The organism is Idiomarina aminovorans, from assembly GCF_023155095.1.
GTDB classification, from domain to species: domain Bacteria; phylum Pseudomonadota; class Gammaproteobacteria; order Enterobacterales; family Alteromonadaceae; genus Idiomarina; species Idiomarina aminovorans.
In genome coordinates this window covers 419,566-438,832 of sequence record NZ_JAKNDA010000002.1, presented here as the reverse complement: position 1 = coordinate 438,832, position 19,267 = coordinate 419,566, and the positions used below count along the sequence as shown (strand labels likewise).

The window sequence follows — 19,267 nt, the reverse complement described above, 5'->3', positions numbered from 1 at the left end:
ACAGTGTAAACCAAGATGGGAACGAATTGTGAATATTCAAGTGCTTGGCTGCAGCGGCGGGCTCAGCGGTGACAACAAAGGCGGTTCAACCTGCATTCAGCTCAATCATAATATTTTGATTGACGCCGGTACGGGTCTGAATCAACTCAGTCTGGCGCAAATGCACCAAATTCGTCATGTATTTCTGACCCATTCGCATATGGACCACATTGCCGCACTCCCCACGTTTTTAAGTAATCAGTACGGAAGTGAGCACTTACCCGTAACAGTTTACGCGCAGGCTCATACCCTGGAAAAGCTCAAAAATAACATTTTTAACGGCGACATCTGGCCTGAGCTGAGTACCATGACCCAAGGCCCCAACGCTATCTTGAAGTTTAAGGAAATTCATCCGGGGCAAAGTATTGAACTTGAGGGTATGGAAATTAACGCCTTTGCGGTAGAGCACAGTGTGCCAACCTTGGGTTACAGCGTTAAAAACCAAGGCAAACACTTTGTTTTTTCTGCCGATACCATCGCCGGCAAGCAGTTGACAGAGCAGCTTAACCGCCTGGGCCCTATTGATACCTTAATGCTGGAATGCGCGTTTCCCGATGAATTACTGCACGTTGCTGAAAAAACCAAACACATGACCCCGAGTTTGCTGGAGAATGCCTTAAAAAGCTTAGAGCAACAACCTGCTGAGCTTTGGGTTACTCACCTGAAACCCAGCTACGAAACTGCTCTACGCAAAACCTTAGCTGACAACCCACCACATAAAAACACGGTCGTGCTGTAACCTGACGGTTGTGATTTCACGTCAAGCGACGTTTACGCGAACCAATATCATTTTCGATCGTCTCAATGAGGCTAGCAGAAACTCCGAGAGCTTTAGCATCGGTCTTAAAGCTTTGGGTTTGTTCATAAATTTCTTCCAGCATATGATACAGCGGTTTACTGTTGCCAAACCCTGCCTGTCCGGCCATCTGCTCTAACGCAACCTTCTTATCAGGATAAGTTCCGTTACCGTTAAACGCTGTCATATGTTCGCCATAAGAAGACGGACTATAAACAATGTCGTAACAAGGCGATAACCGCCACTCATCTTTATCATTAGCAAGGAAGCTAAAGTTCTTTGAGTGATCATCCTGATTCACGCTCACATAATTAAATAATGCCCGTTTAACCAGTTTCTTTGCTTCGTCAACACCACACATAATCCGTGTGGCCTTAATTAAATCGACATAATCTAAAGAAGGTTCCCGGAAAGAAGCATCCAGTAAGCCCGCGGCTGACAACATGTGGTAGCGGCCACTTTCAGAACAATCAAACCGCGTCTGCTGTAACCAGAATTGACCATTACCCGCATCAATAAGCTCAAACTCCGGCACCTCAATCCCGAGTTTTTTCGCCATAGTTAAATACAAATACTCAACCAGACTTTCTTCGTGTTTTAATAAAAAACGTTCCGAAGTGAGCTTCACAATCAACTTCTGCCCTTTCGCCTTTGGATCAGTCGAGTATTGGCCATCGTTAAGCAATGTTGCATTTAATTTCGGGCGAGCACCACCCGAGCCTCCGGCTGCCTGCAGGTGCTCAATAAGATCGGTTTCAGTACCTTCAAACTCCTTTACCGCTTCCTGACCCAATTTTCTTATAGCAATATCATCACGACTCAGCTCTCTTAAAGACGTTTTTGGTTCATAAGAAAGCGCGCCCAAACAGTCCGAACCAATAACAGCCAGTCGCTCCAGTGCCGATATTTTCTGTGGGTTATAGCCATTTTTTCGAAATACTCTGTCCATCAGATAAAGTCCCCAACCATCAGGCAGGCTATCCGCAAACACACCATGTAAACCATAATGTGGTTGCCGTGGGGCTTTTTGAAGCTCAGTTGTCGCTTTTAAATTGAACGGCGACAAAGATGTTTTGTGTTGCTTCAAATAGTCATCGTGATACTGAAAATAAACGCCCGATTTATTCTCAGCCAGAGTGCCAAGAGCAATCCTTTTACCATCCGACAAGGTTCGTATTACCTGAAGTGGGGTATCAAGCATTGTTCAAAACCTCATCAATGGTTTTAGGCGCTTTTTCCTGCTGCAGAAATTGCCTCAGCTGATTCAGTTCACCCAAAGCTTCTACCAGCATTAAAAACTGGCGCAAAGAGATGTTTCCTGTGCGCTCAAACTTACGAATCGTACTATAAGGCACGCCCGACTTTTCCGACAAAGCTTCAACCGACAGCTTTTGTGATTTTCGCTGTTGCTGTATGTGCTCTTTAAGATCAAGCTGAGTATCGTATGCGGTGTTAAGAATCAGTGTCATAATAGTAATGTTTTTAGCCTTTATTTACCTATAATCGTCACTATTATAGCAGATATAATGAACTAGGGTAGCCTTATGTTCAGATCAGGTGAGAACTGGCTTTGACGTGAATGTCGGCCTACATAGCCATTAAACAATTACACTATTTCAATTCTTCAGCTTACATACCCGCTTTCACTACTCTGTTAGTTTATTCATCTTATTTGCCAAAGTGTATTTTAAAAACTACAATGAGCTTATCGGTATATGAATCCAATAAATTTCGGCGATGGTTGTCAGGTATAAAGGACCCTACGATAAAAGGCCGAATTATTTCGCATATTAGTAAATTAATAGATGGGTTGTCTTGCGACATAAAGCCTATTGGGCACGGATTAAGTGAACTCCGAATGCATTTGGGTGCAGGCTACAGGGTTTACTTTTATGAAGATCAAGGTGTGCTAATTTTACTCCTCGCCGGAGGTGACAAAAAGAGCCAGCGAAGAGACATCAAAAAAGCGCACTTACTTTACGAGTACTGGAGCAATAACAATGGCTACGACTTTCAGAAAATTTGATGCAGCCTCTTATTTAGCGGATGCAGAATCTGTTGCAGCTTTCGTTGCCGATGCTCTGGAAACAGAAGACGCAGGTTATATCGCTAACGCTATCGGCATCGCAGCGAAAGCAAAAGGTATGACAGCGTTAGCACAGGAAACAGGGCTCTCCAGAGAGCAGTTGTACCGATCCTTCAGTGACAAAGGCAACCCAACCCTTAAAAGTGTACTAGCTGTAACGAAAGCGTTAGGTATAAAAATAACAGCACGTACCTGACGTAAACGTCAGTCTACAAGACAGGCGCGAGCTGCAAGAACCCGTGGGCTTTCTGCTGTAGGAGTGTCGAAGGCCATGGATGGCAGGATAGCGAGTGCCTGCAACCTCCAGCACTCGCTAGCCGATGTGCTTGCGGGCGTTGCGGAACATGCGCATCCACGGGCTGTCTTCGCCCCATTCGTCCGGGTGCCAGCTGTTAGCAACAGTTCGGAACACACGTTCAGGGTGTGGCATCATCGCCGTGACACGTCCATCGTCACTGGTCACAGCCGTAATACCTTTGGGTGAACCGTTCGGGTTAGCCGGATACTGCTCCGCCACTTCGCCCCAGTTATCAATATAACGCAAGGCGACCTGTCCACTTTGCTCCAGTTGCGACTGCTGCTGAGGGTTAGCAAATTCAGCCCGGCCCTCACCATGAGACACCGCAATGGGCATCCGCGAACCGGCTAAATCACCCAGGAATATAGATTTAGACTCCTGAACCTCAACCAGACTAAAGCGTGCTTCAAAGCGCTCGCTGCGGTTGGTTACAAAACGCGGCCAGTGCTCAGTCCCCGGAATCAGAGACTTCAGCGTGGATAACATCTGGCAACCGTTACACACACCCAGAGCCAGCGTATCGTTTCGTTTAAAGAAGGCTTCAAACTGCTCGCGTGCTCGGTCATTAAACAGAATAGACTTAGCCCAGCCCTCTCCGGCGCCTAATACGTCACCATAAGAGAAGCCACCACAAGCTGCCAGCGCTTGCATGTCATCCAGCGACACACGCCCCGCCAGAATATCACTCATGTGAACATCAACGGCTTCAAATCCAGCACGATCAAAGGCCGCTGCCATTTCATAATGCGAATTCACACCCTGCTCACGCAGAATCGCGACTTTAGGCGCCACACCTTTAGCAATATAAGGTGCCGCCACATCTTCCGAAGGGTCAAACGTTAAGTCGGCCAGTAACCCCGGGTTATCAGCACGCTGTTTCAAGCGGAACTCTTCGTCAGCACACACCGGATTATCACGCAGGCACTGCATTTGGTGCGTAGTTTCTGCCCATACCGTGCGCCAGTGTGTGCGGCTTTGCGCGAGCACATCCTGTCCGTTCCGAGTAAAGACAATAGCGTCTTCATGGGTCGGCTCACCAATCCGTTTAACACAGTCACCCAGACCGGCGGCTTTGTAAGCCTCCATCACTTGCTGATATTGCTCATCACTGACCTGAATGACAGCACCCAGCTCTTCATTAAATAGAGTCGCCAAGTTGTCTTCACCTAACTCGTCCAGCGCGACTGTCGCACCGCAGTTTCCGGCAAAAGCCATTTCCGCGACAGTAGTGAACAAGCCACCGTCGGAGCGGTCGTGGTAGGCCAGTAAACGGCCCTCGGTCACCAACTGCTGGGTGGTATTGAAAAAGGTTTTAAAGGCGTCAGTGTCGTCTAAATCCGGCGTGCGCTGACCTAACTGCTGATACACCTGCGCCAGTGCAGAGCCGCCTAACCGGTTCTGACCTTTACCTAAATCAATCAGAATTAAATGCGACTGGCCTTTGTCGGTGCGCAGTTGCGGCGTTAAGGTTGTGCGAATATCATTCACTCGCCCAAAAGCGGTGATTACCAGGCTCATTGGCGCGGTAACCGCTTTGTCTTCACCGTCTTCCTGCCACTGAGTTTTCATCGACATAGAATCTTTGCCGACCGGAATGGTAATACCCAGCTCAGGACACAACTCTTCGCCCACGGCTTTAACGGCCTCGTACAAACCGGCGTCTTCACCCGGGTGTCCTGCAGCTGCCATCCAGTTGGCGGATAATTTAATGCGTTTTAAATCGCCAATATCAGCAGCAGCAATGTTGGTCAGAGACTCAGCTACGGCCATCCGTGCCGACGCCCCAAAGTTTAACAACGCCAGTGGTGTACGCTCACCCATCGCCATCGCTTCACCATGGTAACTGTCATAACTGGCCGCCGTTACCGCAACATCAGCAACCGGAATCTGCCACGGTCCCACCATTTGATCACGCGCCACCAAGCCGGTGACACTGCGGTCACCAATGGTAATTAAGAAGGTTTTCTCGGCAATGGCTGGTAACCGCAATAAGCGGTCAGCCGCATCGTTCAGCTCAGCAGCTTCCAGATGCAAAGGCGTACCTTCAGCCTGAGCCTTGCCGACATCGCGGTGCATTTTCGGCGGTTTGCCTAATAAAATATCCAGCGATAAATCAATCGGCTGATTCGAAAACTTGGCGTCGTTGAGTAAAATAGTCAGCTCTTCAGTAGCTTCACCAATGACCGCGTATTCCGCGCGTTCGCGCTCACACAGCGCTTCAAAACGCGCCATATTTTGCGGAGCAATGGCCATAACGTAGCGTTCCTGCGACTCGTTACACCAAATTTCCAGCGGCGTCATGCCCGGCTCGTCATTCGGAATATCACGCAGTTCAAAGCGACCACCACGGCCACCGTCGCTCACCAGCTCCGGCATCGCATTGGATAAGCCACCAGCACCAACGTCATGAATAAAGGCAATAGGGTTGTCGGCACCCAATTGCCAGCAGCGGTCAATGACTTCCTGACAGCGGCGCTCCATTTCCGGATTCTCGCGCTGAACTGAGGCAAAATCCAAATCTTCAGTAGACTCCCCCGACGCCATAGAGGACGCAGCACTGCCACCTAAGCCAATGTTCATAGCCGGACCACCTAACACTACCAACTTAGCACCAACCGGAATGTCACCTTTTTGCACGTGCGCTTCGCGGATGTTACCCAACCCACCGGCAATCATAATCGGCTTGTGGTAACCACGGGTTTCACGACCATTGTGGCTGTCGACCGTTTGCTCGTAGGTACGAAAGTAACCGGTCAAAGCAGGACGACCAAATTCGTTATTAAACGCAGCGCCGCCTAACGGGCCTTCCAGCATAATATCCAGCGCCGATACAATACGGGCCGGTTTACCGTAATTCTCTTCCCACGGCTGCTTAAAGCCCGGAATATTCAGGTTAGAAACACTAAAGCCCACCAGCCCCGCTTTGGGCTTAGAACCGACGCCGGTAGCGCCTTCATCCCGGATTTCACCACCAGAGCCGGTAGCCGCACCCGGGTATGGGGAAATAGCCGTTGGGTGATTGTGAGTTTCCACCTTCATCAAAATATGCACCGGCTCGTGGCTGTAGCCATAGCTCAGGCTGTCCGGTTGCGGATAAAAACGCCCGGCTTCATGGCCTTCCATAACGGCCGCATTGTCTTTGTAGGCAGAGAGCACGTAATTGGGCGTAGTTTCAAAGGTGTTTTTAATCATTTTGAACAGCGATTTCGGCTGCTCGACACCATCGATAGTCCAGTCCGCGTTAAAAATTTTGTGACGACAATGCTCGGAGTTTGCCTGGGCAAACATATAAAGCTCAATGTCGTTGGGGTTGCGATCCAGCTTGCGGAAGTTATCGACCAGATAATCCATCTCGTCATCAGCCAGTGCCAGCCCTAGCGTGATGTTCGCTTCTGACAAGGCTTCGCGACCGCCGGCCAGAATATCGACCGAAGATAACGGCTGGGGTTCCTGTGAGCGGAACAGCTGTCGCGCGTCATCCATATCGTACAAAACGCTTTCGGTCATACGATCATGCAACAGGGCTGCCGCTTGTTTCAGTTCTTCAGCCGATAAATCACCCTGCAGATAAAAAGCCACGCCACGTTCTACCCGGTGGATGCTTTTTAAACCACAATTGTGGGCAATGTCAGTGGCTTTTGAGGCCCAGGGAGAAATGGTACCAATGCGCGGGGTTACTAATATTAAGGCACCTTGCGGGTCATGCGCCGGCAGTTCAGGACCATATTTCAGCAGTTGGACTAATACCGAGCGATGCTCATCGCTGAGTTTATTATGCAAATCAACAAAGTGTTGATACTCAGCATACAGCTCTTTGACAGGAATGCCTGCCTGTTTCAGTTGTTCAAGTTGCTTCGTTGTTTTGAAGGCTGATAAGGCAGGTGCACCGCGGTAGATTTCCACAAGCAAGGTCTCCAAAGCTGGACGATTTTTGCTGGCAGATTATACAGTAGGCTGACATTCATGTCAGGTCGAATATTTAACCTGACGTAAACGTTAAGCTATTCGACTTTTGAAGTACCTTCGCGGTTAACGATGCGAAACCACTTTTCGCGGCGATCGATAATGCGCTGTCTGCGCTTGCGGATAACAGCGCGGCGGCGTTCGTTGTTTTCACGTCTGAGGCGGTTGGTTCGCATAGACTTAGGCCTTTATTGCATCAAAATACCTAATTAGCTTACCTTTCCGCCCCCGTTTTTTGCAATGATTTTTTAAGAGGCCTATAGCCCTAATTTGCGTAACTCAACTGAATATGGAACGATCCATCACCCACGAACAAAAGGACCTGTTATGAACGAACTCGAATCTGATGTCTGGTACATCGTACGAACCAAACCTAAACAGGAAGAACGGGCTATACTGAATCTGGAAAATCAGGGGTTTGGGGTGTTTGCGCCGGAATTAACGGTTAAAAAGGTTCGTCGTGGTGTGCGTACATCGGTGGTAGAGCGAATGTTTCCGGGCTATGTCTTTGTCAAGCCCGATGACATTATCGAACAGTTCTATAAGCTGCGCAGCACTTATGGCGTTGCCGGGGTGCTTCGTTTTGGCGACAACATGCCCAAGGTGCCACAAAGCTGGGTTGATCAAATGCGCGGTGTGGATCAGCTAACCGACGAGCAAGCACCGAAAGTGGGCGATACCGTCGAAGTTCAGCAAGGGCCATTCCGTGGGTTCCTTGCTAAAATTATCAAATTAGATGGCGAATCGCGTTGCTTTGTCATGCTGGAATGGATGCAAAAAGAAGTCAAAGCCAACTTCAGTTACAAGGAACTTCAATTCCAAGCCTGACATGAATGTCAGGCTACGCGAATTACAGTCGCCCCTGTTCATCCAAATATTTTAATGTGTCGTAAAAGCGACGAATATTACCCACATAGGTAACCGGCTCATCGCCCCTGGCAAAGCCGTAACGAGTGTGACGGTAAAACTGCTTTTGCCGCAGCAAAGGTAAGCGTTTTTTCACATCTACCCAGCGGTCGGGGTTACCTCCCTGACGCTCGGTGATAATGCGGGCATCTTCTAAATGACCGAACCCTATATTATAAGCCGCGAGGGAAAACCAGGTTCTGTCGGGTTGCGGAATTCTTGCCGGCACCCGGTTTAACATACGCTCCAGATAGCGCGCACCACCACGGATACTCTGCTCGGCATTCAGTCGACTTTTAACACCCATCGCCTTTGCCGTCGGCAGAGTCAGCATCATCATGCCACGCACACCGGTAGGTGATACCGCTCTTGGGTTCCACAGCGATTCCTGATAAGAAATGGCGGCCAGCAAGCGCCAGTCAAGCGAGCCTGAATGCTCTTTAAAGGTTTCGATATAACCCGGTAAAACTCGCTCAACCGCCTCTATAAATAAGCTGGTAGTCACATAGTTAAACTGCTTTACATGACCAAAATGCTGCTCTTTGATATACGCTAAACGGCCACTGGAACGAATTTCTCCAAAATATTCCACCACCGCCGAGAACAACGAGTCGTCAGTACCTTGCGGTAACGCCCAGGCAATATCCTGATCATGCTTTACCGTAAAAGCTACACTTAAATCCGGATGAAAACGGCGTTGAATATCCAGCGCCGTACTGTCGGTAATGGTGTAATCAATCTCTTCTTTAATGACCATTTGCAGCAATTCCACCGCATCGTGATCGCGCGTCGTGCGCCACTTTAAGGTGGGAATGCTTTCACCTAAGCTTTGCAAAAACTCATGGTGCGAGCTGCCTTCCACCACTACAATTTCCCCATCGGTAATTTGCTGCAGGTCACGCGGACGTTGCCGCGATCCCTGCTTAAAAACCACTTTCTGGCTAATAATGTCGTAGGGTGGACTAAAACGAAACAGCCGGGCACGCGTCGAAGTGCGGTCAAGACCCGCAGCAACAATATCCACTTCGCCGCGACGCAGCATGGTAAACAAGTCGTTCACGTCAAACCGTGGTACCATCTCCAGCTCAACACCTAAGCGAGCAGCAAAACGTTTGGCTAAGTCATACTCAAATCCTTGCTCACGGTCGTGGTCAAAGTAATAGCTGGTCGGATTAATTAAGGTTCCCACCCGCAATACCTGACGTTCTTGAACCACGGTCATGGCATTGGGGCGGGTCTGAGGCGTGCAGGCCGTTATCAGACTAACGGCAAAACACAAAAAAACGAACAGCGATACTGCAGATTTGGGCATATTACAGTGATTCCAGAGCCCAATTTACATACAGCGCAACGCCCGTTTTAAGCGCATCTTCATCCGCATAAAAGTGCGGCGAATGGTTACTGGGCTCGCTGGCCATATCACGCTCTGGTGGAGTAACCCCTAAGAACACGAACATACCGGGCACTTCCAGTGCATAGTACGAAAAGTCTTCCGCACCTGTCACTAATGGCACTTCCTGCACTTTATCAGCACCGGCAACGGCTCGGGTTATCGGCAACATTTGCTCAACCAGGTTTTCGTCGTTACGGGTGACCGGGTAGCCTAAATCAACGTGAACATGCGCTTCTGCACCGTTCGCTTCAGCCGTTTTCTCTGCGGTAAGCGTTAATTTATCGTGAATATCCGAACGAATATCCATATCAAAGTTACGGATGGTGCCAATTAATGTCACTTCGTCAGGAATGATGTTATTGCGCACACCACCATCGACAATACCAAACGACAGCACCGCCGGTGCCTTTGTAATATTGGTCTGGCGGCTGATAATAGTTTGTGCGTTATTAATAATTTGTGCTGAAGTCACAATAGGATCAACCCCGGTCCATGGGGCTGAGCCGTGCGCCTGCTTTCCTTTAACTTTAATTTCGAACCGGTCTGCAGAAGCCATCAGCGGGCCTTTTCTGTAACCAACATGGCCTGTCGGGAAACCAGCCCACACGTGAATACCAAAAACTTTTTCTGGTTTGTTTTCGGCTATTAGGTCAGCAAACAGACCTTCTTTCAACATTAATTCAGCGCCACCTTCCTCACCTTCCGGCGCGCCCTCTTCTGCTGGCTGAAAGATAAACATCACGTTACCGGCCAGTTCACCTTTCACTTCGGCTAATTTTTCTGCCGCACCCATTAGCATAGCCACGTGAGTGTCGTGTCCGCAGGCATGCATCACGCCCACTTCGTTACCCCGAAATTCTGATTTAACCGTTGATTTAAATGGCACGTCGGTTTGTTCAGTTACCGGCAATGCATCCATGTCCGCACGCAGCGCAATGGTAGGGCCCGGTTTACCGCCTTTAAGCAGGCCCACAACGCCGGTGTGAGCCACACCCGTTTCTACATCCATACCCAGAGAACGCAAATGCTCAGCCACCATTTTAGCGGTCTCAAATTCGCGGTTACTCAATTCCGGGTTGGCATGAATATGACGACGCCACTCAATAACCTGAGCTTCTAAGTCACTGCTGACTTTTACCGGCGACTGCTGTGCAGCAGAATGGGTAGTGAAACCCAGGCCGCTGGCCAGTATTAAGCTAATAACGAGCTTTTTCATTGTTCTCTCCTGCATAAGTGCGGATTGTTATTCTGGTACTGACTAATATCCTGCGCTAAAATCGCTGCCATGACAACCGATGAAATCTATATGCAGCGAGCCTTAGAACTCGCCCAACAAGCGCAAACCGCCGACGAAGTGCCCGTTGGCGCGGTGTTGGTTATGGCCGATAAAATTGTGGGTGAAGGTTATAATCAGGTTATTTCCTTATCCGATCCATCCGCTCATGCTGAAACACAGGCCATTCGTTCTGCAGGCCAGGCTACCGATAACTATCGGTTGGTCGATTCCACCCTGTACGTCACGCTGGAGCCTTGTGCTATGTGCGCGGGGTTAATCACTCACGCCCGCGTTAAACGCCTGGTGTTTGGTGCAACCGACCCCCGCACCGGAGCCACCGGCACCGCCATTGAAGTTATTAATCACGCCTCCATGAACCACAAAGTGGAAGTGCAAAGTGGTGTTCTGGCAGAAGAATGCGGCGATATTCTACGCCGTTTTTTCCGCGCCCGCCGAACATCTGCCAAGGTCAACGCTAAATAAGCAGACCCGTTATTGAATAAGCCACGGTTGCGCCAAGCCCGGCTAATAACGCATAAGGTAACTGCGTTCGCACATGGTCAATGTGTTCCACGCCCGAGGCCATAGAGGCAATAATGGTGGTATCGGAAATAGGCGATGCATGGTCACCGAAAATGCCGCCGGAAATGGCTGCCGCAATAAACGTTGCCGCCGGCAACCCCAGCGTCATAGCCAACGGAATAGCCAGTGGCAGCATAATGGCAAAGGTGCCCCAGCTGGAGCCAATGGAAAAGCCGGTAATGGCCGACAGCACAAAAATCAGCGGCAACAGCATCCACAACTGCACAGAACCATCTAATGCCGCCGCTAAAAACTCGCCCGTACCTAAGTCGCGGGTTAAGCCCCCCAGCGCTATCGACAACCACAAAATGACCGCCAGCGGCAGAATATGCCACGCTCCTTTTAACAAGTAGCGACCCACATCCATTAAACCAACCCGTTGTGTCATTAAAGTACCAGCGACCGCCAGCCCCAAAGCCACATAAATGGCAATAAACACACTTAAGGTACCGTTGCCGTCCACTAGTACGCCACCTCCGGTTACCAGCAGCATGACCGGCACCATCACCACCAGCGATACTAAGCTGGTCATTACCACCGCAGTGCCTTTGCCGAAGCTGGCTTCTTCGTCCGGCCCGTCGCCCCAGGTATTCTGCGAGACTTGATCCGGTAGCGCATTCTGTTCAAACGCTTTCATGGGACCAATATTCCAGTCGAATAAAGCCACGAACAAAGCCAGTAATACCGCAAAAATGGCATAAAAATTAAAGGCTATAGACTGAATGAAAACCAACAGTGGCTGTTCAACGCCCTGATTAGCAATTAAGGTGAGATTAAACGCGCCCCAGGCATTCAGCGGAATCAAAATACAAATAGCAGCACAGGTAGAATCAACAATGTAAGCCAGTTTTTCCCGGGCAATGCCCAGCCGATCATAAATAGGCCGTGACGTTGTGCCGGAAATCATAATGGTAACGTTGGACTCTATGAACACAATAACGCCCAAAACCCAGGTCATTAACCGCGCCCGCCGCTTGCTTTCTATCCACTGCTTGCGTTCCAGTTTCAGTACAAACTGTTTAAAGGCACCACCATTTTCCAGCACCCCAAACAAAGCACCAATACCCAAGGTAAAAAACCAGACCAGCATGTTACTGGGGTCAATTAAGGTATCCCAAGTGCTTACCAGCGTACCCAAAGCAATATTTTCAGGGGCAGGCCAGAACAGCAGAATATTGGCCAAAATAATGCCACCAATAAGCGCCAGCAGAACTTTTCGGGTAATAATCGCAAATACAATTGCCAATAAGGAAGGTAAAAGACTGGTCCAGCTCAGTTCCATTGGGTCAGCTAATTAGTGGTCGGTAACGGCAGATTAAAATAATAAACCGCCGCGGGCAATACCAACGGCGGTTTATTCGTAGCACTGACGCGCCATCTCTTAACCTGACGTTCACGTCAGGTGGGGTTTATCAGAATTTGTATTCTACACCTAAACGTACAGACCACAGTGACGGCTCACCCGCACGCGCCTGAACATTAGAGGTATTACGGAACGAGTTGTACTGGTACTGACCCGCGTCATTAATTTCAACATCGGCAACAGTGAACGCACGTGGAAAGCTTGCTTCGTAAAGCACGCCCCAGTCGTCATTCAGCATGTTGCCTAAGTTTTCAATCACGAAGAACGCTGATGCTTTATGTCCATCCATAAAGCCGGGTAGTTCCTGTTCAATACGTAAATCAACTTTGGTCCACCACTTGCTGTTGAACTCATTACGTGGCGCAATACCGCCCGCATATTTGCTCAAGCCCGACTCTTCAAGAAAGTCGAAGAACGCAGCTGTTTCAAATGGGTTACCGTCATCGTCGGTGCCAATCGCGAAGTTTGGATCCTCCAGACCGGTGGGTACATATAATAAGCTATAGCCTTTATATGAACTTTCACCGAAAATATCCGACATTGTGTAAGAGAACGGACGACCTTTATTGCGTGTCCCGAACAGAGTGAACACAGTGTCATAACCGTCGAAGAACTCTTTCGTGTAATTCGCCTTAAAGGTAAAGCGGTGTGGTATTTCGTAGTTAGAGGTCGCAACCCCCGGGTTCTGGGCGTTAGATCTTGCCAGGTTTGTGTAGTTAGAAAACGCCACGGAACTGGTCATCGGGTTAACATCTTCTGCTTCGTTATAAGCGTATCCAAAAGTCCAGTCCAGACCAAAGTCATGCGACTTACTCAACGCCAGCGAAACCGTAGTTTGAGAGCCTGAATCACCATCAACATTGGTCAACAGGAAGTCATCACCTTGACCACGACCATCAGTCGACTGTTTTTCGAAAATAGGACGACCATCCGGCGCAGTATCAACCTGCTCAAGGCCCATATTGTAGATAACCGCAGCATCTTTTTTATCCGTGTACAAAAAGTCCGCCATCAGAATGTAGTTATCAGGCAGCGTATAAGTAGCACCTAACGCATATTTCCATTCTTTGGGTAACTCGAAATTAGGATCCATAGTGTTGATTGGGCCCTGGCCACTGGCATTGGCTACTTCGTCGAACAGTTCCTGCGGAACATCATAAATTGGACGTCCTTCGCCTGTGTGTGGCACATCAAACAAAGACTCATTCGCAAAGCTTCGGCGAGATTCATATTGCGTCACACCATTGTTTGAATAGTTGTTGGAAATCCAGACATTCGGATTACCGCCAGAATACAAGCCAACACCACCGCGAACTTCTAAGTCCGGGTTAACAAACCAGTTAAAACCAAAGCGTGGCTGCAGTAAGTCCTGACCATCCAGATTTTGCTGGTTAGAGAAACCATAAAGTTCCTGGTTTAATGGATTATTCACTGGCAAGTCATCGCTGGTGTACCAGTCATAGCGCAGACCGTAAGTGAAAGTAATATCCATTGGTGCGTAATAGTATTCATCCTGAACGTACGCAGTATTTACCGCGTAACCAAATTCTGCCGCTGCATCGCGAGGGTTATTAGTGCCTGCCGCGCTCTCATAAGTGGCTCTATATGGCGTGCCTGCTTCAAAATCATCGATTGAACCGAACCGATACTCGCCTTCTGCTTCTTGCACAAATAGGTTAAACACGTCATATTCTTCACGCTCAATACCGGCAGAAAGAACATGATCGCCCAGTAAGTAGGTCCCTTTCAGTTTAAAGAAAGTGGTATCGTATTTCAGCTTATTCGCGTGCCGGGAGTCATCCGCGCCTAAGTATACCGTCGCGTCATTAACCCCAATTTGAACTTCACCAAAGTCGGTGCCACCCAGAGGGTTGACGCGAGCATCTAACTCAGAATAACCCACTCGCACTTCGGTCGAGAAGTTGTCACTCCAGTCAGAATATAGCTCGCCCACATAAGACGTGAACTCAGATCCGCGCTCGTAAAAGTGGTTGGAAAACTCCAGCTCGTCTGAATCACCATCAGACTGAGCGATAGAAAAACCATCGTTATAGTTGTAAGTTAACGACGCACGGTGCGCATCACTAATGTACCAATCCAACTTGGCTAAGAATTTTTCATCTTCGACCGGTAAGCTGGCCGGGAAACCGCCAGGATTATAGCCGTAAATGTTCTCCGAAATAGTTGCAATACGCTCAACATCAGCCTGGCTCACACCTGCAACTTCGGTTGCTGCGCCAGAGCCCTCGGGACCACGGTCAAACGTATCGGAGCCTTCCAGCTTCTCATAAGAGGTAAAGAAGAACAGCTTATCTTCAATGAAGGCACCGCCAACATTGAAGCCATAGCGTTTTTCACTGAAGTCACCCACGTTAATGCTGTCGCCTTCCAGCTTATCACCCTGCAAAGAATCGTTGGTGTAGTCATAAAACACACCACCAAACATCTCATTGTCACCGGTTTTGGTAACGGCGTTAATGTTACACGCCGTAAAACCACCGTACTGAACATCAAAAGGCGCAAACTCAACCGCAACCTGCTCAATCGCATCGTAAGAAAACGGCATACGTTCGGTTGGGTAACCACTGCTGTTAAGGCCGAAGTTATCGTTCATACGAACGCCATCAACGGTCAGACTGTTAAAACGAGGGTTAGCACCACCACACTGAATATCACCAGCATTGGTTTCGTTAATGTAAATACGCGGGTCAATACGAATTACGTCTTTTAAGTCGCGGTTGGCAGAAGGTGCATTTTCCAAATCCTGTAAATTGAAGTTTGCTGCCGGACTGTTACTGCCATAAAGCGCGTTGCTGACCATAGAGCCAGTTACGCTCAGAACTTCCATCTCTTCACGCTCAAGACGCACATTGACGTTTTGAGAGTCACCCAGGGTCAGGTAAATATTTTCAACTACCTGGTTGCGACCTTCCGGGCCTTTAACCACTATGGTGTAAGGGCCGCCAACCGGCAACCCCCGTGACGAAAACGTACCCTGTTGGTTCGAGCTTAACGTTTTAATGCTTCCGGTACGCTCGTCGCGTAGCTGAATGGTTGCATTTGAAACAATCTGACCAGACTCAGTGGTCACAACACCACGAAGGCTGGATGACGTTTCCTGAGCCAGAGCAGTGCCACTAAGGCCCATAGCAATAGCAGCTGCAACAGCCGTACGCTTAAAAGTAGAGTTAAACATAGTGTGTTCTTCCCGGTTTTGTTTTGGTTTTAACTACAAATAAGGGTATAGCTTATTTGTGACAATTCTATGAACTTTATCCAAAAAAAAAGCCCCACAAATTGTGAGGCTCTGTTTAACGGTTTAGAAGGTATAACGAACACCTAACTTAGCGCTCCAGGAAGAGCTCATGTCAACAGTACTGTAATTATTCGGATAGTACCCCTGATAAGTCTGTTCAATTTGATATTTCCCTTCATCACTAAGCCCGCCAAAGTCATACAATGAGATTTGAGGGTAAGTTAGGCGACGTTCAATACCCCAGTCGTCATTCAACAAGTTAGCAAAATTATCGATGGTTAAATATAAGATACCCTTGTGTCCATCCATAAAGCCAGGTATTTCCTGTTGAATACTCAGGTCTAAGTCAGTAACCCAAGGCTGGTTATGAGTATTACGATCTAATATATAACCGTCACCACCATAAGCAATACCCGCATTATCGAGTAGAAGTTTAAGCTCGTTCCAGCTAATTGAGTTATCCCAATCTACGTTAGGATCATTCTCGCCTGACGGAATATAAGCCAAATAAGCGGACTGCGAATTGAAATAGTCACCACCAGCCTCATTATCACCAAAGGCATTGTCATTATAGAAACTCATTATGTAACTAAACGGACGACCTGAGCGACGCTCGAAGAAGAGATTAAAACGAGTTTCATAGTCCGCGAAGAACTCTTTCTTGTAACCCAAGGTAATTTTCAGGCTATGCTCAGTTTCGAAATTACCTGTAGCAGTAAAAGCTTGGTTTCGGCTTTTTGCTACATAGTGTTTGTAGTTACTCGCCGCCTGTGAAGAAGAACCAGCACCGTTGTCTTCAACGTCTTGATAGGTATAGCTCGCTGTAAAGTTTAAACCGTTATTCCACTGCTTCGCTATCGACTGCGAGAAGATGAACGCACGTCCATCTTCTGCTGCATTTGTCAGCATAATGTCGTAATTTTCAGTGCGGTCGCCCTCATAACGAGACTCATAAATAATACGCTCACCATCAGCTGCTCTTCCAACTTCCTGGATAGCTGTGTTATACCAGACAGGCTGATCTTCAATGCGTTTATACATAAATGACGTGGTCGCATTAAACATGTCACCTAAGTAAGGAACGTCTAATTCATAATCCAATGCTAACTGAGCTCGCCAATCGCTTGGCAACTCAAAGTTTGGAGCGGTGTAGTTTGTACTACCGTTGCCACGTTCCATAGCGTCTTGGATTTCCTGAGGAATGCTATCGAAGCCGCTAACTACATTATTTTCATAATATTCGGCTATTACACTTGATGGTGCTGTAACTAGAGTCACACCGTCTTTGGTGAATGGGTTTGTATACCAAACGTTAGGAACGCCACCGTAGAAGCGACCAAGACCACCACGAACAACCAAGCTGCTATCGGTATAATATTTAAAGCTAAAGCGAGGCAGGAAAATATCCAAGCCGTCCAAGTTCTCCTGATTGGTCATGCCGTCATAAGCTTCCTGGAAATTTTCATTTAAAGTCGGCGTGTCGCTAGAGCTTAAACGCTCGTATCGTAAACCCGCATTAACTTCCAAGTTTGGTGTTGCGTAGAATGTATCGCCCGCATATAACGCCAAAGTTGTTCTTTCAACTTCATAAGCTGCGTCTTCAGGGTTATTTGTGTAGGCATTTTGGTAGTCAAAATCCCAAGAACCGCTAAAGTTTCCAACAATACCGTTTTCAAAACCGTAAAAGTCATCAAACTCCCAAGTTCCCAACGAGTCTGGCACGAACTTGTTATATAAACTCAATTGCTCTACTTGGGTACCAAATACGATTTCATGCTCACCCATAAGGTAGGTAGCATCAAAGTTGAACGTTAAGTTGTCGTTTTTAGCAACGTTTGAATGGCGATACTTGTCGCGCCCGAAAACAAACGATGGGCCTCTATAGCTTTCTTCAACAGTCACTTGCCCTATATTTGAATTAGTGAGCGAGTTTGCTTCAACATCTTTGTAGGTCAAACCCATTTCGGTGATAAAGTTAGCCGTCCAGTCGCTATACAAACGAGCACTAATATTATTCATGCGCGTGTGGTAGGTATATCGGCTTGATGCCAAAGACACTTCATCAGTCTCACCTGTAGCAAAGTTGCGAGCATCAGAGTTATCTTGCCACTGATAAGTCACATCAAGACGATGAGCTTGATTAATATTCCAGCTTAATTTAGTTAACCATTTACGGTCTTTGTCTTCTGGATCTCCACCCAAAGAGTCTTGAATATCGTATTGCTCATCGAGTATTTGGATAAAATCGTTGTATAGGCTTTCCGTTACATAAAACTCATTTGTTGCGCCACTGCCCTGAAAGCCGTAGTCTAAATCAATCTCGTTTGTCCATTCTTCATAGTTAGTGAAAAAGAATAAAGAATCTTCGACAATGGGTCCACCGAACGAGAAACCTAACGTTGATATTGTTCGGTTTGGTTCTATGTCCTCTTCGCGATATGTTCTATAACCGTTTTCATCAAGAACAGGATCGTCGTTTTCATCGCGAATTTCTCTGATTTGCGCAACATCACCTTTAAGATCAGGACTTGAGTGCTCGTAGAAAAATTCACCTTCGAACTCGTTAGTTCCAGACTTAGTTACTGCATTAATCGTACCGCCTGAGAAGTCGCCTTTTTTTACCGAGAACGGTGCGGCATCAACTGAAATTTGCTCAATAGCACTTAGCGATACGGGAGGCTGTTCAGTCGGGTAGCCACCATAGTTCAAGCCGAAGTCATCATTCTGACCAATGCCATCAACGGTGATGCTATTCATGCGCGGATCACCACCGGCAATAGTCATTTCGCCGGAACCATTAATGGTGACTAACGGGTTAATACGCGCTACGTCTTTTAAGTCACGGTTCAGACTGGGCATATTATCAATGGTATCTTCACCAAAACTGCTGCTCGCGCCGCCACTTTCAGTCAACAGGGCCGTACCAGAAACAACCAAACGCTCCATATCATCAGCTTCTAACTGGCGACTCACACGATAGGTATCACCCAAGTCAAGATAAACCCCCTCAAGAACGGCGTCACGATATTGCTCAGAATCCAGAATTACCTGGTAAGGTCCGCCAACCCGTAAGCCTTTTGCTGTAAAAGTACCGTCCTCATTGGTTGTGAATTCACTCACTGTGCCCGTTGGCTGGTGAATAATAACCACTTTAGTGTTTGCTGCAGGATTTCCCTGAGGGCCTGTGATAACACCACGCATAGACGATGAGGTTTCTTGAGAAAAAGCACTTGTCGAAAGGCCTACAGCTAAAGCAACAGCCGCAGAAATTCGACTCACTTTGGAGTTCAATCTCATGAGTTATTTCCT

14 protein-coding genes are annotated in these 19,267 nt (G+C 47.9%); 5 read left to right on the top strand and 9 right to left on the bottom strand.

Annotation, left to right across the window (positions count from 1 at the left end):
- Positions 1-28 precede the first annotated feature (28 nt).
- On the top strand, positions 29-778 hold the full coding sequence (locus tag L8G48_RS06175; protein ID WP_248263728.1) for a 3',5'-cyclic-nucleotide phosphodiesterase: 750 nt from the start codon (positions 29-31) through the stop codon (positions 776-778).
- A 16-nt stretch (positions 779-794) separates the two neighbouring features.
- Here the strand turns inward: L8G48_RS06175 and L8G48_RS06170 are convergent, their stop codons facing one another.
- Entirely contained in the window at positions 795-2,036 is a 1,242-nt protein-coding gene (locus tag L8G48_RS06170; protein ID WP_248263727.1) for a type II toxin-antitoxin system HipA family toxin, read from the bottom strand.
- Positions 2,029-2,304: a helix-turn-helix domain-containing protein gene (locus L8G48_RS06165; protein ID WP_248263726.1), complete on the bottom strand. Its 276-nt coding sequence runs from the start codon at positions 2,302-2,304 to the stop codon at positions 2,029-2,031. Before L8G48_RS06165 ends, L8G48_RS06170 begins: the two co-directional genes overlap by 8 nt.
- Positions 2,305-2,414: 110 nt before the next feature.
- Between L8G48_RS06165 and L8G48_RS06160 the strand changes: the two genes are divergently transcribed.
- Both L8G48_RS06160 and L8G48_RS06155 read left to right on the top strand, forming a co-directional pair.
- Positions 2,415-2,861 (top strand): type II toxin-antitoxin system RelE/ParE family toxin, encoded by a 447-nt coding sequence (locus tag L8G48_RS06160; protein ID WP_348983641.1) that lies wholly within the window; start codon positions 2,415-2,417, stop codon positions 2,859-2,861.
- A complete protein-coding gene (locus L8G48_RS06155) occupies positions 2,836-3,117 on the top strand; it encodes an addiction module antidote protein (RefSeq protein ID WP_248263724.1) in 282 nt (93 codons plus the stop codon). Before L8G48_RS06160 ends, L8G48_RS06155 begins: the two co-directional genes overlap by 26 nt.
- 117 nt (positions 3,118-3,234) lie before the next feature.
- Here L8G48_RS06155 and purL read toward each other — a convergent pair whose 3' ends face one another.
- Entirely contained in the window at positions 3,235-7,122 is a 3,888-nt protein-coding gene (gene purL, locus L8G48_RS06150) for a phosphoribosylformylglycinamidine synthase (RefSeq protein ID WP_248263723.1), read from the bottom strand.
- A gap of 98 nt (positions 7,123-7,220) precedes the next feature.
- A complete protein-coding gene (locus L8G48_RS06145) occupies positions 7,221-7,358 on the bottom strand; it encodes a hypothetical protein (RefSeq protein ID WP_248263722.1) in 138 nt (45 codons plus the stop codon).
- 151 nt (positions 7,359-7,509) lie between these two features.
- Between L8G48_RS06145 and L8G48_RS06140 the strand changes: the two genes are divergently transcribed.
- A complete protein-coding gene (locus tag L8G48_RS06140) occupies positions 7,510-8,010 on the top strand; it encodes a transcriptional activator RfaH (RefSeq protein ID WP_248263721.1) in 501 nt (166 codons plus the stop codon).
- A 22-nt stretch (positions 8,011-8,032) separates the two neighbouring features.
- Here L8G48_RS06140 and mltF read toward each other — a convergent pair whose 3' ends face one another.
- Entirely contained in the window at positions 8,033-9,400 is a 1,368-nt protein-coding gene (gene mltF, locus L8G48_RS06135; RefSeq protein WP_248263720.1) for a membrane-bound lytic murein transglycosylase MltF, read from the bottom strand.
- 1 nt (position 9,401) lies between these two features.
- Positions 9,402-10,697 (bottom strand): amidohydrolase, encoded by a 1,296-nt coding sequence (locus L8G48_RS06130; protein ID WP_248263719.1) that lies wholly within the window; start codon positions 10,695-10,697, stop codon positions 9,402-9,404.
- Positions 10,698-10,766: 69 nt separating this feature from the next.
- Here L8G48_RS06130 and tadA point away from each other — a divergent pair, with 69 nt between their 5' ends.
- Positions 10,767-11,240, top strand: a complete 474-nt coding sequence (gene tadA, locus L8G48_RS06125; protein ID WP_282444681.1) for a tRNA adenosine(34) deaminase TadA — start codon at positions 10,767-10,769, stop codon at positions 11,238-11,240.
- Here the strand turns inward: tadA and L8G48_RS06120 are convergent.
- The 3 genes from L8G48_RS06120 to L8G48_RS06110 all read right to left on the bottom strand — a co-directional run bounded on the left by L8G48_RS06120 (position 11,233) and on the right by L8G48_RS06110 (position 19,255).
- A complete protein-coding gene (locus L8G48_RS06120) occupies positions 11,233-12,621 on the bottom strand; it encodes a Na+/H+ antiporter NhaC family protein (protein WP_248263718.1) in 1,389 nt (462 codons plus the stop codon). The two genes, tadA and L8G48_RS06120, sit on opposite strands and share 8 nt — an antisense overlap.
- Positions 12,622-12,751: 130 nt before the next feature.
- On the bottom strand, positions 12,752-15,898 hold the full coding sequence (locus L8G48_RS06115) for a TonB-dependent receptor (RefSeq protein ID WP_248263717.1): 3,147 nt from the start codon (positions 15,896-15,898) through the stop codon (positions 12,752-12,754).
- Between the two features lie 123 nt (positions 15,899-16,021).
- The gene (locus L8G48_RS06110; protein WP_248263716.1) at positions 16,022-19,255 is read right to left on the bottom strand and encodes a TonB-dependent receptor; all 3,234 of its coding nucleotides are present in this window, start codon (positions 19,253-19,255) and stop codon (positions 16,022-16,024) included.
- Positions 19,256-19,267: the final 12 nt, after the last annotated feature.

Bases quoted from the DNA above. Each gene is read 5' to 3' on its own strand.
- L8G48_RS06170 (WP_248263727.1), bottom strand. From the start codon at position 2,036: ATGCTTGATACCCCACTTCAGGTAATACGAACCTTGTCGGATGGTAAA.
- L8G48_RS06165 (WP_248263726.1), bottom strand. From the start codon at position 2,304: ATGACACTGATTCTTAACACCGCATACGATACTCAGCTTGATCTTAAA.
- L8G48_RS06160 (WP_348983641.1), top strand. From the start codon at position 2,415: ATGTCGGCCTACATAGCCATTAAACAATTACACTATTTCAATTCTTCA.
- L8G48_RS06155 (WP_248263724.1), top strand. From the start codon at position 2,836: ATGGCTACGACTTTCAGAAAATTTGATGCAGCCTCTTATTTAGCGGAT.
- L8G48_RS06145 (WP_248263722.1), bottom strand. From the start codon at position 7,358: ATGCGAACCAACCGCCTCAGACGTGAAAACAACGAACGCCGCCGCGCT.
- L8G48_RS06140 (WP_248263721.1), top strand. From the start codon at position 7,510: ATGAACGAACTCGAATCTGATGTCTGGTACATCGTACGAACCAAACCT.
- mltF (WP_248263720.1), bottom strand. From the start codon at position 9,400: ATGCCCAAATCTGCAGTATCGCTGTTCGTTTTTTTGTGTTTTGCCGTT.
- L8G48_RS06130 (WP_248263719.1), bottom strand. From the start codon at position 10,697: ATGAAAAAGCTCGTTATTAGCTTAATACTGGCCAGCGGCCTGGGTTTC.
- tadA (WP_282444681.1), top strand. From the start codon at position 10,767: ATGACAACCGATGAAATCTATATGCAGCGAGCCTTAGAACTCGCCCAA.
- L8G48_RS06120 (WP_248263718.1), bottom strand. From the start codon at position 12,621: ATGGAACTGAGCTGGACCAGTCTTTTACCTTCCTTATTGGCAATTGTA.
- L8G48_RS06115 (WP_248263717.1), bottom strand. From the start codon at position 15,898: ATGTTTAACTCTACTTTTAAGCGTACGGCTGTTGCAGCTGCTATTGCT.
- L8G48_RS06110 (WP_248263716.1), bottom strand. From the start codon at position 19,255: ATGAGATTGAACTCCAAAGTGAGTCGAATTTCTGCGGCTGTTGCTTTA.